Source organism: Winogradskyella marina (assembly GCF_015645385.1).
GTDB lineage: Bacteria > Bacteroidota > Bacteroidia > Flavobacteriales > Flavobacteriaceae > Winogradskyella > Winogradskyella marina.
In genome coordinates, this window is sequence record NZ_JADOET010000016.1 from 14,501 (window position 1) to 31,984 (window position 17,484).

The 17,484-nt window shown below is 34.8% G+C and carries 10 protein-coding genes and 1 tRNA gene; 7 read left to right on the forward strand and 4 right to left on the reverse strand.

What is annotated here, in order from left to right; all coding sequences use genetic code 11:
- Positions 1-25: 25 nt before the first annotated feature.
- Complete coding sequence (locus ITJ86_RS14745; RefSeq protein ID WP_195872424.1) at positions 26-712, reverse strand: polysaccharide deacetylase family protein; 687 nt, start codon at positions 710-712, stop codon at positions 26-28.
- 1 nt (position 713) lies between these two features.
- Positions 714-4,112, reverse strand: coding sequence for a glycosyltransferase family 117 protein (locus ITJ86_RS14750; protein WP_195872425.1), 3,399 nt, complete (start codon positions 4,110-4,112; stop codon positions 714-716).
- 151 nt (positions 4,113-4,263) lie between these two features.
- Between ITJ86_RS14750 and ITJ86_RS14755 the strand changes: the two genes are divergently transcribed.
- Positions 4,264-4,340: transfer RNA gene (locus ITJ86_RS14755), tRNA-Gln, on the forward strand.
- A 242-nt stretch (positions 4,341-4,582) separates the two neighbouring features.
- On the opposite strand, the gene ITJ86_RS14760 is transcribed toward ITJ86_RS14755, so the two are convergent.
- A complete protein-coding gene (locus tag ITJ86_RS14760; RefSeq protein WP_195872426.1) occupies positions 4,583-5,407 on the reverse strand; it encodes a universal stress protein in 825 nt (274 codons plus the stop codon).
- A gap of 163 nt (positions 5,408-5,570) precedes the next feature.
- On the opposite strand from ITJ86_RS14760, the gene rimP reads away from it, so the two are divergent.
- The 3 genes from rimP (at position 5,571) to infB (ending at position 10,228) form a co-directional block, all read left to right on the forward strand.
- Entirely contained in the window at positions 5,571-6,035 is a 465-nt protein-coding gene (rimP, locus tag ITJ86_RS14765; RefSeq protein WP_195872427.1) for a ribosome assembly cofactor RimP, read from the forward strand.
- 12 nt (positions 6,036-6,047) lie between these two features.
- Positions 6,048-7,280, forward strand: coding sequence for a transcription termination factor NusA (nusA, locus tag ITJ86_RS14770; RefSeq protein ID WP_195872428.1), 1,233 nt, complete (start codon positions 6,048-6,050; stop codon positions 7,278-7,280).
- Positions 7,281-7,393: 113 nt separating this feature from the next.
- Positions 7,394-10,228, forward strand: a complete 2,835-nt coding sequence (gene infB, locus ITJ86_RS14775; protein WP_195872429.1) for a translation initiation factor IF-2 — start codon at positions 7,394-7,396, stop codon at positions 10,226-10,228.
- 79 nt (positions 10,229-10,307) lie between these two features.
- Here the strand turns inward: infB and ITJ86_RS14780 are convergent, their stop codons facing one another.
- Positions 10,308-10,685 carry an SPOR domain-containing protein gene (locus ITJ86_RS14780; protein WP_195872430.1) on the reverse strand — a complete coding sequence of 126 codons (378 nt, stop codon included), beginning with the start codon at positions 10,683-10,685 and terminating at the stop codon, positions 10,308-10,310.
- A gap of 298 nt (positions 10,686-10,983) precedes the next feature.
- On the opposite strand from ITJ86_RS14780, the gene ITJ86_RS14785 reads away from it, so the two are divergent.
- The 3 genes from ITJ86_RS14785 to nrfD all read left to right on the forward strand — a co-directional run bounded on the left by ITJ86_RS14785 (position 10,984) and on the right by nrfD (position 17,478).
- Positions 10,984-12,276, forward strand: a complete 1,293-nt coding sequence (locus tag ITJ86_RS14785; RefSeq protein ID WP_195872466.1) for a cytochrome c3 family protein — start codon at positions 10,984-10,986, stop codon at positions 12,274-12,276.
- Between the two features lie 138 nt (positions 12,277-12,414).
- Positions 12,415-15,657 (forward strand): TAT-variant-translocated molybdopterin oxidoreductase, encoded by a 3,243-nt coding sequence (locus tag ITJ86_RS14790; RefSeq protein WP_195872431.1) that lies wholly within the window; start codon positions 12,415-12,417, stop codon positions 15,655-15,657.
- Positions 15,658-15,744: 87 nt separating this feature from the next.
- Positions 15,745-17,478 (forward strand): NrfD/PsrC family molybdoenzyme membrane anchor subunit, encoded by a 1,734-nt coding sequence (gene nrfD, locus ITJ86_RS14795; RefSeq protein ID WP_195872432.1) that lies wholly within the window; start codon positions 15,745-15,747, stop codon positions 17,476-17,478.
- The last annotated feature ends 6 nt before the right edge of the window (positions 17,479-17,484 follow it).

A 17,484-nucleotide genomic window follows, 5' to 3' on the forward strand; every position in this document is an offset into this window, starting at 1 on the left:
CTATAAGCAAAGCGGTCTTATATCTCTAAACGGACGACAATGTTTTAAACTCAAAACCACTTTCACTATAATACTCTAAAACTTTTGGAAGTGCATACTTTAAGTTTCGTGATGCTTTTACACTATCATGAAATACAATAATACTGCCTTCTTTAGCCGCTGAAAGGACATTTTTAAGACAGGTTGCTTCAGTAACTGATACATCCCAATCGTAAGACAAAACATCCCATAAAATAATGTTGTAACCTAAGTTTTGAAGTTGTTTACTCTGCTTAGTTTTAAACTTCCCGTAAGGTGGGCGGAACATTTTTAAATTAGAATTGTTTCCATAGACACTTCGACTGTGCTCAGTGTGATAATTGTGGATTCTGGAATTTATTAATTTTTGAGTTTTGATGACATCATCAAGGTAATCCTTTGTATTATGTTTCCAGCCTTTTAAGTGGTTGTAGGTGTGGTTGCCAACAGTATGACCTTCAGTAATAATATTCTGAAAAATCTCTGGGTGTTTTTCAATATTGTTTCCTATGCAAAAAAAGGTAGCTTTTGCATTGTAAGCTTTTAAGGTTGCAAGTACCCAATCTGTAATTTCTGGAGTTGGACCATCATCAAAAGTTAAATAGAGTTCTTTGTTTTTAGTAGCGATATTCCAGATAAAATTTGGGAACAATGTTTTAACAAAGCCTGGTGTTTTAGCTGGAATAATCTGCATACTAATTTTCTGGAGCTAATAAATCTATCGTATCCTTTGTAGTTTCTTGAAGGTCTAAATCAGCTGGTATTTCTGGTAAATCCTCGTCATTATAACGACTCATAAGTTTATCAAACAAGCTTAAATAACTATTAAAGGTCTTTGTTTCTTGTAAGGCGAACTCTTCATCATTGTATATGATTAATATATCAATTAAAGCTCTGTAACGTTGTATGTCTAAGTAAATATCTTCACCGACCATACGTTCTTGGTTTTCTATTGATAAACCACTATAATACACTAAGTTTTCTTGGTATTTCTTAGCGACATCTTTATACAAAGCGCGTCCTTTTTCAACATTTCCTATTTGGTAATATGCGCTTACATAAGGCTCTAATAAGGAATAGAAACCAAACTTATCAACCGGCATTTTTTCCATGGCGATATCAGCTATTTCTTCAGCTTCGCTTAATTTATCTTCATTGATTAGAGCTTCAATTAAGCGTGCTAAATTTCCTCTATAGGTAATACCATTTCGTCGCGTTTCAATGTCGTAGTACATCTCTTCTCCACTGCCTCCCCATTTCCAGTTTTTTACCATGTCGTACATTAAATCAGAATCGACACGTCCCATATCATAAGGGTTAGCTTTATCTACAGGCGTTTTAATAGGTACGAGCTTGTAGCACATACCGTCGAGTTGTAAATAGTCTTTTAGCCAAATATAATCTTCTGCACCAAACGCTCCTCCTGTAAAATAAATAGGACGTTCCCAATTATTATTAGCAATAATGTCTAACATTAACAGGCGATTTTTATAAAGATAGCTGCCTTCAATTTGAGTGAATAGGTAGTCTTCTATTTTATCGGCATCTTTTGGTTTAACAATACCTTTCTCTAAAACCACGTCTTTATTTACAGGAATACTAATATTGCGTGATGGGAAATAATTAGAATTCAATAAATGTTTAGGGTATTGACTTGGATCATCTCCTTGTCTTTCGACAATGAACTTAAATTTTGTACGTGCTTCTTCACTCGAGACAAAATCCATAAAATCTTTAATAGGGATCGTGTCATTAGTGATTTCTCGTCTAATAATCACATCTCTTGTGCCTCCGCGATATTGATTGTGCGTTAACTGAGACGGAATAGGGTCACTTTCATATGCCTTACGCTTCATTTGGTCAATGTACCAATCCGTTTGAAATAAACTGGTATTTACCACACGCACATCTGTACGTACTTCTTCAATTTCTTGTAAATACCAAAGCGGGAACGTATCATTATCTCCAATGGTAAAGAGAATAGCATTCGGAGCACAAGACTCCAGATATTTGCGTGCCATGGATTCGGTAGTGTATTTACCAGAACGATCATGGTCATCCCAATTATTTGCAGCTAAAACACCAGGAACAATAACAATACAAGCCACTGTAATAGCAGGTGCTAAAAATTTAGTTGTTAATCGCGATTTTAATACATCATAAATGGCATAAACTCCAAAGCCAATCCAAATGGAAAAGACATAGAATGATCCCACAACGGAATAATCACGTTCTCTTGGTTCAAATGGTCTCACGTTAGTATAAAACTGAATGGCTAAACCTGTCAGTAGAAAGAATACGAGTAACACCCAAAACCGTTTTAAATCGGAATACATTAAGAAAAAGAAACCAACTAAACCTAGTATTAATGGTAAGAAGTAATACGTGTTCCGCGCTTTGTTTTCAAGCACATCTGTTGGCAGATTCTCTTGAGACACACCTAAATGCAGTTCGTCTATAGCATTTATACCAGAGATCCAATTTCCATTTTTGTGCGTGTAACGTCCCTGAATATCATCTTGTCGCCCTGTGAAATTCCACATAAAATAACGCCAATACATGTAACCAAATTGGTATTGAAACATGTACATAATATTATCCATGAAGGTCGGTTTTTCAATAATTAAATACTGTTGTCCGTATTGTCTTAAGAATTGATTATAACCATTATAATCTATTTCACCATTAGCAACACGCATTTTAAAATCGTTAACTAACTGATCGAATTGTTGTTTTTCACCAAGTGCATATTGCGCAGCTTGTTCTTCTGTTAATCCAGCGTTCATCGCTTCGTTATACGCACGGGTTTGTAGGTTAGGATTTACTTTAAAATCAATTAAACCTGTAAACATCATGTAGTTTTCAGCATGATCAGCGCTCCACATTCTCGGTAATATAGACGCATGTTCGTGGTTGTAGTTCTGTTTACTCTTTTCCCAATCGTTTATAATTACATATTTCCCAGTTTCATAATCACGCTCATAATTCTTTTTGTCATCTATAAAAGGCTCGTCTTTATCTGCACCAGAATACACTTCTGTAAAAAATGGCCCATAAAATAAGTGTGTTTCAGGATATTGTTCTAAGTTGTAATAAGCTAAAAGCTCTCTAGCATCCGAAGGGTTATTTTCGTTAATAACGACATTAGCATTGGCACGAATAGGAAGCATCATCCAAGACGAAAACCCAATAAAAATAAACATAAGACATAACACTAAGGTGTTGGTGTGTTTCATGTCTTTTTTTCGCGTGTAGTTAAGTCCGAAATAAAATAAGGCAATAACCACTATGCCAGTAATAATTGTACCAGAGTTAAATGGAAGACCTATTGAGTTTACAAAAAACACTTCTAAATTACCAAACAACTCTAAAGTTGACGGTAAAAGTAATTTGAAAATAAAAAGTAAAATTGCGGCTGAAGCAATATTTGCTATGATAAAGTTCTTTACTGTAATTGTTTTATAGTTTTTAAAATAATAAAGGAGGCCAATCGCAGGAATGGTTAATAATCCCATAAAGTGAACACCAAAAGATAAGCCAATAACAAAAGCAATGAGGATTAACCAACGGTTACCTCGTGGCTCATTCATATCGCGTTCCCAACGTAAGCCTAAAAAGAACAAAACAGCCATAATAAGTGTTGCCATGGCATACACTTCCGTTTCTACTGCATTAAACCAAAACGAATCTGTAAACGTAAATGCTAAACTACCAACTAAAGCACTTCCTAAAATAGCATAGGCTTTACTGGTATCTTTGTCTTCATTATACTTGGTTAGTTTTACAAGCAAAAGGCTAATAGTCCAAAACATAAATAGAATGGTGAATGCACTTGCCACACCACTCATCATGTTCATAATGGCTCCGATTTGTGAAGGTTCTAAAGCAAAAGTTGAGAAAAATGCTCCTAGCATTTGAAATAAAGGAGCTCCAGGCGGGTGACCAACTTGTAATTTAGATGAGGTTAAAATATACTCACCAGCGTCCCAAAAACTAACGGTTGGTTCTATAGTAAGTCCGTATACGACTACTGCAACGGTAAAAACAGACCATCCTAGGATGTTGTTCCACTTTTTAAAGTTAAAATCTTTCATGAAAACTTAGCTTTTTAATGCTCGCGAATTTACTAATTAATACCTAAAAGCCTACATTTTTAAGTTAACGTTAAGTATTTTAAATTATTTTCTCATTTTTATTTGTCAAAGTAAAACTTTGTATTAAATTTGCACCCTCAATTTGAGAGATTGGCCTATGGTGTAACTGGCTAACACATCTGTTTTTGGTACAGAAGAGTCTAGGTTCGAAACCTAGTAGGCCAACCAAAATTTAAATCCTAATTCAGAAATGAGTTAGGATTTTTTGTTTTAGCAAGGTTTTTTTAGGTTGAGGAGTTTATGCTGAGCCTAGTCGAAGTAAAACCTTAGTAGACTAACAAAAGAAAAAAATCCGAATCAGTTTTGATTGGGATTTTTTCATTTAATGAAGGTTGCAAACCTCTCTTTCTTATGATTTTAAAGCGAGTCTAGATTCTAAAAGCGAAGCGGTCTTGATTCTTAACTCTATTTTATATCTTAAACGTAATCACTGGTCGTTTGGCATGATTTACTAAATCTTCACTAATACTACCATTAAAGAAATGCGCAATACCTTGTCTGCCATGTGTACTAATACCAATTAAATCGGCATCTAAATCTTTAGAGATGTTTAAAATGCCTTGTTCTACAGTATGGTCATTATGTATAGTAATGGTGTAGTTATCAAACGCTTCTCCGGAAATAAAATCAGTAACTCTTGTCTTTGCTTCATAAGACGTCATAAAGTTGCTAGATGTAATTACCAAAACTAAATGGATTTTAGAATCGAATGCTTGTGCAAATTTTACAGCTTGTTTATAGGTCTCTTTATTGTCGTTATTAAAGTCCGAAGCAAATACAAAGTCTGAGACTTTAAAGCTTTGATGTTCATTTTTTATGACTAATACTGGTACTTCAGAAGAGCGTACCACTTTTTCAGCATTAGAACCTACAAACATTTCTTTAAGACCTGTAGCTCCATGAGAACCCATAACAATTAAATCTATATTAAACTCTTTACAAGAATCATTAATTTCATTAAATGTTATGTCTGCCTTAACCGTTTCATGAACCGTGATATTTTCTAAATAGTCTTGTGCCATTAGATTTTCAAACCTTTTTCGGGCTAAATTCATAAAAAATAAAGTTTCTGGAATGTCGCTTTGAGCATGAGCAGGATCTTTATGTTGCATTGGAATTTCCATCATATGCAATAAATAAATTTCAGAATTATGAGTTCTAGCAAGCATAGCAGCTACTTTTAAAGCATTTTCTGCTTGCTCTGAAAAATCTGTTGGTACTAATATTCTATTCATATTTATTGTATTTATTGGTTAGAGATAGTCTTTCTAAATTTAAGAAAATAAATCCATATTACATCGCTTGGGTTAATTAATATAAATATCGTATATTTGCACCGTTATTTACTAAAAATGAATAAGCGAGAGGACGAAAAGTCCTCTCTTTTTATATCAAGAAATGTTTAAGAAAATAGTAGAAGACTTATTACAAACGGCTTTAACAGAAAGAGAAGATCTATTCTTAATAGACTTTACCTTATCTGGAGATAATGCTATAAAAATAGTCATAGATGGTGATAATGGTGTTTTGGTGGAGGACTGTATGTTTGTAAGTAGAGCCATTGAACACAATATCGATAGAGAAGAACACGATTTTTCTCTAGAAGTTTTGTCATCTGGTGCAGCAACTCCATTAATTTTGCCAAGACAGTACAATAAACATGTGGGCAGAAGTTTAGAGGTTAAGACTTTAGATCATCAAGAATTAACTGGAGAACTCACAGAGGTAAACGAAAACGGTGTGGTTTTAAACTGGAAAGCAAGAGAGCCAAAACCCGTTGGAAAGGGAAAAGTAACAGTAACTAAAATAGCAACTATTGCTTTCGATAATATTAAAGAAGCAAAAGTTAAAATAAAATTTTAATTCATATCAATTATGGAAAATGTAGCGTTAATTGAGTCATTTTCAGAATTTAAAGACGACAAATTAATAGATAGAGTTACGCTAATGGCGATTCTTGAGGATGTATTACGTAATGCATTGAAGAAGAAGTATGGTGATGACGATAACTTTGATATCATTATTAATCCTGATAAAGGGGATTTAGAAATTTGGAGAAACCGTATCGTTGTTGCAGATGGTGAAGTAGAAGAACCTAACCAAGAAATCGCTTTATCAGAAGCTCAGAAAATAGAACCAGATTTTGAAGTTGGTGAAGACGTTGCAGAAGAAGTAAAGTTAATTGATCTTGGAAGACGTTCTATTCTTGCTTTAAGACAGAACTTAATTTCTAAGATTCACGAACACGATAATACTAACATCTACAAGCACTTTAAAGAACTTGAAGGTGAAATTTATACCGCAGAAGTACATCATATTCGTCACAGAGCAATTATTTTGTTAGACGACGATGGCAATGAAATTATACTTCCAAAAGACAAACAAATTCCTTCAGATTTCTTTAGAAAAGGAGAAAATGTCAGAGGAATTATTGAAAGTGTTGAATTAAAAGGAAGTAAGCCGGCAATTATAATGTCTAGAACCGCTCCTATATTTCTTGAGAAATTATTTGAACAAGAAATACCAGAAGTATTCGATGGTTTAATTACGGTTAAAAAAGTAGTGCGTATTCCTGGTGAAAAAGCTAAAGTAGCTGTAGATTCTTATGATGATAGAATTGATCCGGTAGGAGCATGTGTTGGCATGAAAGGATCTAGAATTCACGGTATTGTTCGTGAATTAGGAAATGAAAATATTGACGTTATTAACTATACTAATAACATTCAACTTTTTGTAACAAGAGCATTAAGTCCTGCAAGAGTAACATCTTTAAAATTAGATGAAGAAAATATGCGTGCAGAAGTGTTGCTAAAACCAGAAGAGGTTTCTAAAGCTATTGGTAGAGGTGGTCACAACATACGTTTAGCAGGTCAGTTAACAGGTTACGAAATAGACGTATTTAGAGAAGGTGCAGAAGAAGATGTAGAATTAAAAGAGTTCTCTGATGAAATTGAAGATTGGGTAATTTCTGAATTTAGTAAAGCTGGATTAGATACTGCAAAAAGCATTTTAGAGCAAGATGTAGATGATTTAGTGAAGCGTACGGATTTAGAAGAGGAAACGATCTTAGATGTCATTAGAATTCTAAGAGAAGAATTTGAAGAATAACATCAAATTAACTTTAAAATGAATAGCATAAATTCATTTTAAGTTGAATTGATTTCATATTAATTTTAATTTAAAATTAATATATAATATATTTAAGTATTTTAAAGCAGTTTATGGCTCAAACAACAAGATTAAACAAAGTATTAAGGGAATTAAACATCTCAATAGATCGTGCTGTGGATTTTTTAGAATCCAAAGGCATCGAAATTGAGAAAAGTCCTAATACTAAAATTTCGGCAGAGGTTTATAACACGCTTTCTGATGAATTTCAGACAGATGCATCAAAACGTGAAAAAGCTCAAGAAGTAAGTGAAGCAAAACTTAAAGAAAAAGAAGAGCTTCGCGAACAGAGAGAACGCGAAATTGAAGAAAAGCAAAAGCAAAAAGCTGAACGAGAATCAGTGGTTAAAGCTAAAGCTGAGTTAAGTGGCCCAAAACAAGTTGGTAAAATTGACTTAGATAAGAAAGCTAAAGCTGAAGAAAAGGAAGATTCTGAAATTCCTGAAACTAAGGAAACTCCTAAAGCAACTAAGGCAACGCCTAAAGCCGAAAAGCCTGAGAAATCAACTGAAAAACCTAAAGAGGAGCCTAAGAAGGTAGGAAAGACTGAAAAGGTTGAAAAGGTTGAAAAGGTTGAAAAAGCTGAGAAAGTTGAAAAACCAGTAGAGGCTAAAACAGTTGAAAAGGAGGTTAAGGCTAAAGATGTAGAAAAGTCAGAACCTAAAGTTGATTCTAAAAAAGAAGCCCCTAAAAAAGAAGAAGAAAAAACATCTACAGGGCCTGCAGAAGAAACGTTAAAGACGCAGTATAAAAAGCTTTCTGGACCAAATATTACAGGTAAAAAAATTGATTTATCACAATTTAACAAGCCTAAAAAGAAGAAAGACGATAAGGCAAAAAGTACAGGTGATTCTAATAAACGTAAACGACGTAGAATTAGTAAAACTGGAAATGATACCTCAAATAAATCAAGGTTTGATAATAAAAGAGGTGGTCAAAAAGGTCGAGGAAATTCTAGACCTAAAGTGGTTAAAGAAGAACCTAGTGAAGAAGATGTACAAAAGCAAATCCGCGAAACTTTAGAAAAGCTTCAAGGAAAATCAAATAAAGGTAAAGGAGCAAAATACCGTAGAGATAAAAGAGATCAACACCGTCAACAAACGGAAATCGATCAAGAAATTGCAGCAGCAGAAAGTAAAACATTAAAGGTTACTGAGTTTGTAACTGTAAGTGAAATGGCTACAATGATGGAAGTTGGAGTAACACAAGTTATTTCAGCATGTATGTCTTTAGGTATGATGGTAACCATGAACCAAAGATTAGATGCAGAAACCTTAACCATTGTTGCAGAAGAATTTGGTTTCGATGTAGAATTTATCAAAGCAGATATCGAAGAATCAATAAAGGTTGTTGAAGATGACCCAAAAGATTTAATAGAAAGAGCTCCTATCGTTACCGTTATGGGTCACGTAGATCATGGTAAAACATCGCTTTTAGATTATATACGTAAAGAAAATGTAATTGCAGGTGAGTCTGGTGGTATTACACAGCACATTGGTGCTTATGGAGTACAATTAGAAAACGGGCAAAAAATAGCCTTCTTAGATACACCAGGTCACGAAGCCTTTACGGCAATGCGTGCACGTGGAGCTCAGGTAACTGATATCGCTATTATTGTTGTTGCAGCAGATGATGCTATAATGCCTCAAACAAAAGAAGCTATTTCTCATGCGCAAGCAGCAGGAGTACCAATTGTATTTGCAATTAACAAAATAGATAAGCCAGGTGCTAATCCTGAAAAAGTGAAAGAACAATTAGCACAAATGAATCTCTTAGTAGAGGATTGGGGAGGTAAAATTCAATCTCACGATATTTCTGCTAAAATGGGAACTGGTGTCAAAGAATTATTAGAAAAAGTATTGCTAGAAGCAGAATTGTTAGAGCTTAAAGCGAATCCTAATAAGATTGCTAGTGGTACTGTAGTAGAAGCTTACTTAGATAAAGGTAGAGGATATGTGTCTACAATCTTAGTACAAGCAGGTACATTGCGCGTTGGTGATTATGTTTTAGCAGGTAAGAATAGTGGTAAAGTTAAAGCCATGCAAGATGAACGTGGTAACGATGTTGAAGAAGCTGGTCCAGCAACTCCAGTATCAATTCTAGGTTTAGATGGTGCGCCACAGGCTGGTGATAAGTTCAATGTCTTTGAAGATGAAAGAGAAGCGAAACAAATTGCTACAAAACGTACGCAGTTACAAAGAGAGCAATCTGTAAGAACACAACGTCATATCACACTTGATGAAATAGGAAGACGTATTGCACTTGGTGATTTCCAAGAATTAAATATTATTCTTAAAGGTGATGTTGATGGTTCTGTGGAAGCTTTAACAGATTCATTCCAGAAGTTGTCTACTGAAGAAATTCAAGTTAATATTATACATAAAGGAGTTGGTGCCATTACAGAAAGTGATGTGTTGTTAGCAACAGCGTCTGATGCGATTATCGTCGGCTTTAATGTGCGTCCTGTAGGAAATGCAAGAATGATTGCAGATAAAGAGGAAATCGATATCAGAACATACTCAATTATCTATGCAGCGATAAACGATCTTAAAGACGCTATGGAAGGTATGTTATCTCCAGAAGTTAAAGAGGAAGTTACAGGTACTGCAGAAATTAGAGAAATATTTAAAGTCTCTAAAGTTGGTAACATTGCTGGTTGTATGGTAATGAATGGTAAGATCTTTAGAAATTCTGGTATCCGAATTATTAGAGATGGTGTTGTAGTTCACACAGGATCGTTAGAAGCTCTAAAACGCTTTAAAGATGATGTTAAGGAAGTATCTAAAGGATATGATTGTGGTATGCAAATTAAAGGCTATAACGACATCGCTGTAGGTGATGTTATAGAAGCATTCCAAGAAGTAGAAGTAAAGAAAAAGTTGAAATAACAACTTTAAAAACTGATAGAAATAAAAAAACCGACAATCAATTGTCGGTTTTTTTTATGGGATAAAATGAAATGCGTTTTTAATCCGTTTTTGGTTGAAGTATGTTAGCATACATATAGTTTTCTTTAATTTTAACTAACGCGCGATCCGCTTCAAGTCTAGTAGCGAAATTCCCTACCCATACCTTGTAGTTTGGAGTGTTCCAGATAATTTCTGTAGGCCATTCGTTATAGGTGTTTAAGAAGTTTGTTTTCTCGCGCTGCGCCTTATCAATGTCGTTACTTTGGTACACTTGAATTTTATAAACCTTTGAGGTTTTTACATCTTTTTTAAATTCAAGTAGCTTATCTATATCACTATCTTGACTGATATTAACAACCCCTTGTTGTGCGTGTAACGAAAATGTTAGGCCTAAACCTAAAGCTAATAGTGCTAAATTTTTATTTTTTATTTTCATAAGTTCAAATTATTATGGCAAAGGTAAAGCATTCAAATTAACATGTACAATTATTTTTTATTGACATTTTAATTGTAATCAATTGCGCTTCAAGCGCTCGATATATAAGTAACGAATATTCGCATAAAAAATTCTAAAAATGTTATTTAGAATAAGTATAAATTATCTATTAACACTTCTCTAAGATTTTCAAAATCGACTTTAAATGTTACTTTTGCCAGAGTTTTTATAACGTCTTTTTTTACTATTTTTAATGAAAAAATCGTACCAAAGTTTAGAAGATAATCCAACTTATAATATGAAACAGGTGATTTACTGTAGTTTAACCTCGAAGATGTTTAATCTTTGTCTTGTTCTATTGCTTTCTTTTTCAACAGCTCTTGCGGCTCAAGAAGGTGACCCAGTAAAAGGGAAATCACTGTATAACACTAATTGTGCAGCTTGTCATAGATTAGATAAGCCACTTACGGGTCCGGCTTTACGTGGTGTTGAAGCCCGTTTAATGGATGAGCAAGGTTTAGGTCGAGATTGGCTTCAAGCATGGATTAGAAATAGTGCAGGTGTAATTAGTTCTGGTGATTCGTATGCTAACAAAGTGTTTGCAGAATGGAACAACGTTCCAATGACACCGTTCCCACAATTAAGTGATCAAGATATTTCTGATATTTTAGCGTATACGGCTGAGCCAAAACCAGAGCCTGTTGTTGTGGAGGGTAGTGCTGAAGGAGATCCTGTTCAAGCAGGCGGAATATCTAACGATATAATTCTTGGAGCACTTGCTTTACTATTCGGATTGTTAGCTGTTGCACTTGTCTTAGTAAATCGTACATTAAATCGTTTTGCTGAGGCTAAAGATATCGCTGTTGTGGCAGAGCGTGAAAAAAGCACACCGTTATGGAAAGCTTTTGCTCAAAACCAATTTTTGGTATTAGTTACTGCAATCGTATTTTTACTAGCAGCTGGTTACTTTGTGTATGGCTTCTTTATGCAAGTGGGTGTAGATCAAGGTTACGAACCAGTACAGCCAATTCACTACTCACATAGAATTCATGCTGGAGATAATGGCATCGATTGTAAGTTTTGTCACTCTTCTGCTAGAGTGAGTAAAACCTCTGGTATTCCTTCGTTGAATGTATGTATGAATTGTCATAAGTCAATTTCAGAAGTGTCTGCTGATACTCATGCAGAAGGTATGAATGAATACGGAGTAGATTACAATAAAGAAATTCAAAAATTATACGATGCTGTTGGTTGGGATGGTACAGGTTATACTGGTGAAGCAAAACCTGTAAAATGGATTCGTATTCATAACTTACCAGACTTTGCTTACTTTAATCACTCACAGCACGTAGAAGTAGGTGGTATTGAGTGTCAAACGTGTCATGGTCCTGTTGAAGAAATGGAAATTATGTATCAGCATGAGCCATTAACTATGGGATGGTGTATTAACTGTCACAGAGAAACTAACGTAAAAGTTAAGGATAACGAATATTACACTAAAATTCACGAAGAACTTTCTAAAAAGTATGGTGTTGAGGAATTGACAGTCGCACAAATGGGTGGTTTAGAATGTGGTAAGTGTCACTATTAAAAACGCGTTAGCGTGATTGTGTCAAGAAGCACAAAAGAAGAGAATTAAATTTAAAGGAATTAAATATTTAGATTGAATTGATTGAAGTTTTAAGACTTTAATATTAAATTCTAAAATCGAAAATTATAAATAAACACTATGTCATCAAACAAGAAATACTGGAAAAGTGTTGAAGAGCTAAACGAAAATAGCTCTATTGTTGAGGCGCTTCAACAAAATGAATTTGTGGAAGAGATTCCTACAGACGATTTTTTGGGAGATAAAGAGTCTTTAGAGTCTTCATCTACATCGCGTCGTGATTTCTTAAAATACGTTGGTTTTAGTACAGCAGCAGCTTCTTTGGCTGCCTGTGAAGGACCTGTGATTAAATCCATTCCTTATATAGTACAGCCAACTGAGATTGTTCCAGGTGTTGCTAACTATTATGCAACGACAATTGCAGATGGTTTTGATTTTACAAGTGTTTTAGTTAAGACAAGAGAAGGTCGACCAATTAAAATTGAAAACAACTTAGATGCTGCATCAAATGGTGTTGCCAATGCTAGAGTTAATGCTTCAGTTTTAGGATTGTACGATAACCTAAGAGTAAAGTCACCTATGAAAGGAGATTCAAAAATCTCTTGGGAAACTTTTATGTCTGAGACAACGTCAAAATTAAATGGTCTAAACGGTAAGCCAATTGTATTGTTAACGCAATCTATGCCGAGTCCATCAACTAATAAATTAATTGCAGAGTTTAAAGCAAAATATGGCAACGTAAGTCACGTGTCTTATGATGCAGTTTCAGAGTCTGCAACTTTAGATGCCTACCAAGCAAAGTATGGCACAAGAGGAATGGCTAATTACGATTTCTCTAAAGCAATGACTATTGTGTCGGTTGGTGCTGATTTTCTTGGAGACTGGCAAGGCGGAGGATTTGAATCTGCTTATGCTAAAAAGCGTATTCCAGAGAATGGAAAAATGTCGAGACATATTCAATTTGAATCTAATATGTCTTTATCTGGTGCAAATGCAGATAAGCGTGTGTCATTAACGCCAAGCCAACAAAAACTAGCACTTGCTAAACTTTATAGTTATGTAACAGGTGTAGCATTGCCAGGATCTTTGCCAGAAGCTTTAGATAAAGCGGTAAAAGATGCAGCAAAAGAATTAAGTAAAGCTGGTAGTAATGGTGTTGTGGTTTCTGGTATACAGGATGTGAATGCACAAACGACAGTTTTAGAGATCAATGAGCACTTAAGAAGTAAAGCTTTTGATCCTAAAACAACGATTAAAATTAGACAAGGGAGTAATAAAGCAGTTACACAATTAGTAGCTGATATGAAAGCTGGTAAAATTGGTGCCATCATTATGAATGGTGTTAACCCAATGTATACGTTACCAAACGCTTCAGACTTTAAAGAAGGATTAGCAAAAACAGAGTTGTCAGTTGCGTTTTCAATGAAGCAAGATGAAACATCAACAAACTGTGAATATATTGCTGCCACTCCACACAATTTAGAGTCTTGGGGAGATTTCGAATTCAAAACTGGTCATTATTCAATGATGCAGCCTACAATTCGTCCGTTGTTTGATACCAAGCAATTTCAAGACGTATTAATGGCTTGGACAGAAACGTCTGGGACGTATAGAGATTATATTAAATCTGTTTGGACGGCGGGTATTTTAAATGGTTCTTCATTTAATAAAGCAGTTCAAGATGGTGTTTTTGTAACCGGTTCATCAGGATTTGGTGCAAATGGATCATCAACTACAACAACGACGTCATCAGAATTACAAGACAAAAAGGATAGAACCTTTTTAGGTGGAGTAATACATGATGTAGCTGTCGGTGTTGGTATTAAGGACGAAGATAAAGACGTCTATAAAACGACGACAACTACAACTACTGTAAACAATGGTAATAGCTTAGATACGTCAGCTGTCTTAACTGGCGGTACAGCAGCAAGAGCTTTAGCAGCTTCTGCAAAAGAAGGTAAGTTAGAATTGTCACTCTATACTAAAACAGGTATGGGAGATGGACAACAAGCTAACAATCCATGGTTACAAGAATTTCCTGATCCTATAACAAGAGCAACTTGGGATAACTATATTACATTATCGCAAGCAGACGCTAAAGCATACGATTTAATTAATGAGAATGTTGCTAATGGTGGTCTTAATGGAAGTTATGTAGATGTTACCGTAAATGGTGTTACAGTTCCTAAGGTACCAGTTTTAATTCAACCAGGACAAGCTAAAGGTTCTGTTGGTTTAGCATTTGGTTACGGAAGAACGTCTAAAGCCCTTAAAGAGGAAATGAAAACGGGTGTGAATGCATACCCACTTTATCAAGATTTCAATGCCGTACAGGAAGTAACGATTAGTAAAGTTGCTGGAGAGCACGAATTTGCTTGTGTACAATTGCATAATACTTTAATGGGGCGTGGTGATATCATCAAAGAAACAACCCTAGAGGTATTTAATACAAAAGATAAGAAACACTGGAATGCCGTTCCAGAAGTTTCACTTAATCATATTTCAACTCCTGTATCATCTCCAGATGTAGATTTATGGGATGAGTTTGATCGTTCTATAGGTCATCATTTTAACTTATCTATCGACTTAAACGCTTGTACAGGTTGTGGAGCATGTGTAATTGCATGTCATGCCGAAAACAATGTACCAGTCGTTGGTAAATCTGAAATGAGACGTAGTAGAGATATGCACTGGTTGCGTATTGATCGTTATTATTCATCTGAAGATACCTTTAAAGATGACTTAGATAAGAAAAATAATATTTCTGGTTTAGGTAGTTCTTTAAGTGAATTTGGTGAGTTAGAAGATCCTGCAGATAATCCTCAAGTTGTTTTTCAACCTGTAATGTGTCAGCATTGTAATCACGCACCTTGTGAAACAGTTTGTCCAGTTGCTGCAACAGTACATGGACGTCAAGGTCAAAACCAAATGGCTTATAACCGTTGTGTAGGTACACGTTATTGTGCAAACAACTGTCCGTACAAAGTTCGTCGTTTCAATTGGTTCTTATACAACAAGAATGATGAATTTGATTATTACATGAATGACGATTTAGGCCGTATGGTATTAAATCCAGATGTTGTAGTGAGATCTCGTGGTGTAATGGAAAAATGTTCTATGTGTATTCAAAAAACACAAAAAACAATTCTAGATGCTAAACGCGATGGTAGAGCAATTAAAGATGGTGAATTTGAAACAGCATGTTCAGCAGCTTGTGGAAATGGTGCAATGATATTTGGTGATGTTAATGATAAAGACAGTAAGATATCAGCATTAAAAGAAGATGACCGTATGTATCATATGTTAGAATACGTAGGTACAAAACCTAATGTAATTTATCAAACAAAGGTTAGAAACTCATAGAAAGTTGAAAGTCTGAAGTTGGAATTTTAAGTCAATTTGGTTTCAATTTCATAATAATAGAATAATTAAAGAAACAAGTATATAATTATGGCGTCTCATTACGAAGCACCTATTAGAAGACCTTTAGTAACTGGCGAGAAATCGTATCACGATGTTACATTAGATGTAGCAAGACCAGTAGAAGGCAAAGCCAACAAAGCATGGTGGATTGTTTTCAGTATTTCTTTGGTCGCATTCCTTTGGGGAATAGGTTGTATTATTTATACCGTATCTACTGGTATTGGTGTTTGGGGTTTAAACAAGACCGTAAACTGGGCTTGGGATATTACTAACTTCGTTTGGTGGGTTGGTATTGGTCACGCAGGAACATTAATTTCTGCAGTACTATTATTATTCCGTCAAAAATGGAGAATGGCTATTAACCGTTCTGCAGAAGCCATGACAATATTTGCAGTATTCCAGGCAGGATTGTTCCCTATTATTCACATGGGTCGTCCATGGTTAGCGTATTGGGTATTACCAATTCCAAATCAATTTGGTTCGTTATGGGTAAATTTTAACTCACCATTACTTTGGGATGTATTTGCAATCTCTACCTATTTATCTGTGTCATTGGTATTCTGGTGGACAGGTTTATTACCAGATTTTGCGATGTTAAGAGATAGAGCTATACGTCCTTTTCAAAAGAAAATTTATGCTTTATTAAGTTTCGGTTGGTCGGGTCGTGCAAAAGATTGGCAACGTTTTGAAGAAGTATCTTTAGTACTTGCTGGCTTGGCAACACCTTTAGTACTTTCTGTACATACCATTGTATCTTTTGATTTTGCTACTTCGGTAATTCCAGGTTGGCATACAACGATTTTCCCACCTTACTTCGTAGCAGGTGCTGTATTCTCAGGATTCGCTATGGTAAATACACTTCTTATTATTATGAGAAAAGTGTGTAACCTTGAAGATTATATTACAGTACAACACATCGAATTAATGAACATTGTAATTATGATTACAGGTTCTATCGTTGGTGTAGCTTATATTACTGAGTTATTCATTGCATGGTATTCTGGTGTAGAATACGAACAGTTTGCCTTTTTGAATAGAGCAACTGGACCTTACTGGTGGGCTTACTGGTGCATGATGACCTTTAACGTATTCTCTCCACAATTTATGTGGTTTAAGAAATTACGAACAAGTATAATGTTCTCATTCTTTATTTCAATTATTGTAAACATCGGAATGTGGTTTGAGCGTTTTGTAATTATTGTAACGTCATTACATAGAGATTACTTACCATCTTCTTGGACAATGTTCTCTCCAACATTTGTTGATATTGGAATTTTTATCGGAACCATTGGATTCTTCTTTGTGTTATTCTTATTGTACTCACGTACATTCCCAGTAATTGCACAAGCTGAAGTGAAAACAATTTTAAAGTCTTCAGGTGAAAGCTATAAGAATATTAGAGAGCGTGGAGATAGTTTAGTAGGAACTGGTGCAGATAATAGAACATCAAATTATAAAATTCCAGAAACTACTACGGCTTCAAAACCAACACAAGATAATGTTGAAAAAGTCGGTAACTTACTAGAAGGAATTGGAAGATTTGATCCTTCTGTACAAACGGCAGATGATTTAAAAGTTATTAGCGGAATTGGGCCAAAAATGGAAGAAGTCCTTAATAACATTGGTATATTTACTTATGCACAAGTAAGTAAAATGACAAAAAGAGAATATGACTTGTTAGACGAAATTACAGGTTCTTTCCCAGGAAGAGCAGAACGTGATGATTGGTCAGGACAAGCTAAAGAATTATTAAACAACTAATATAGT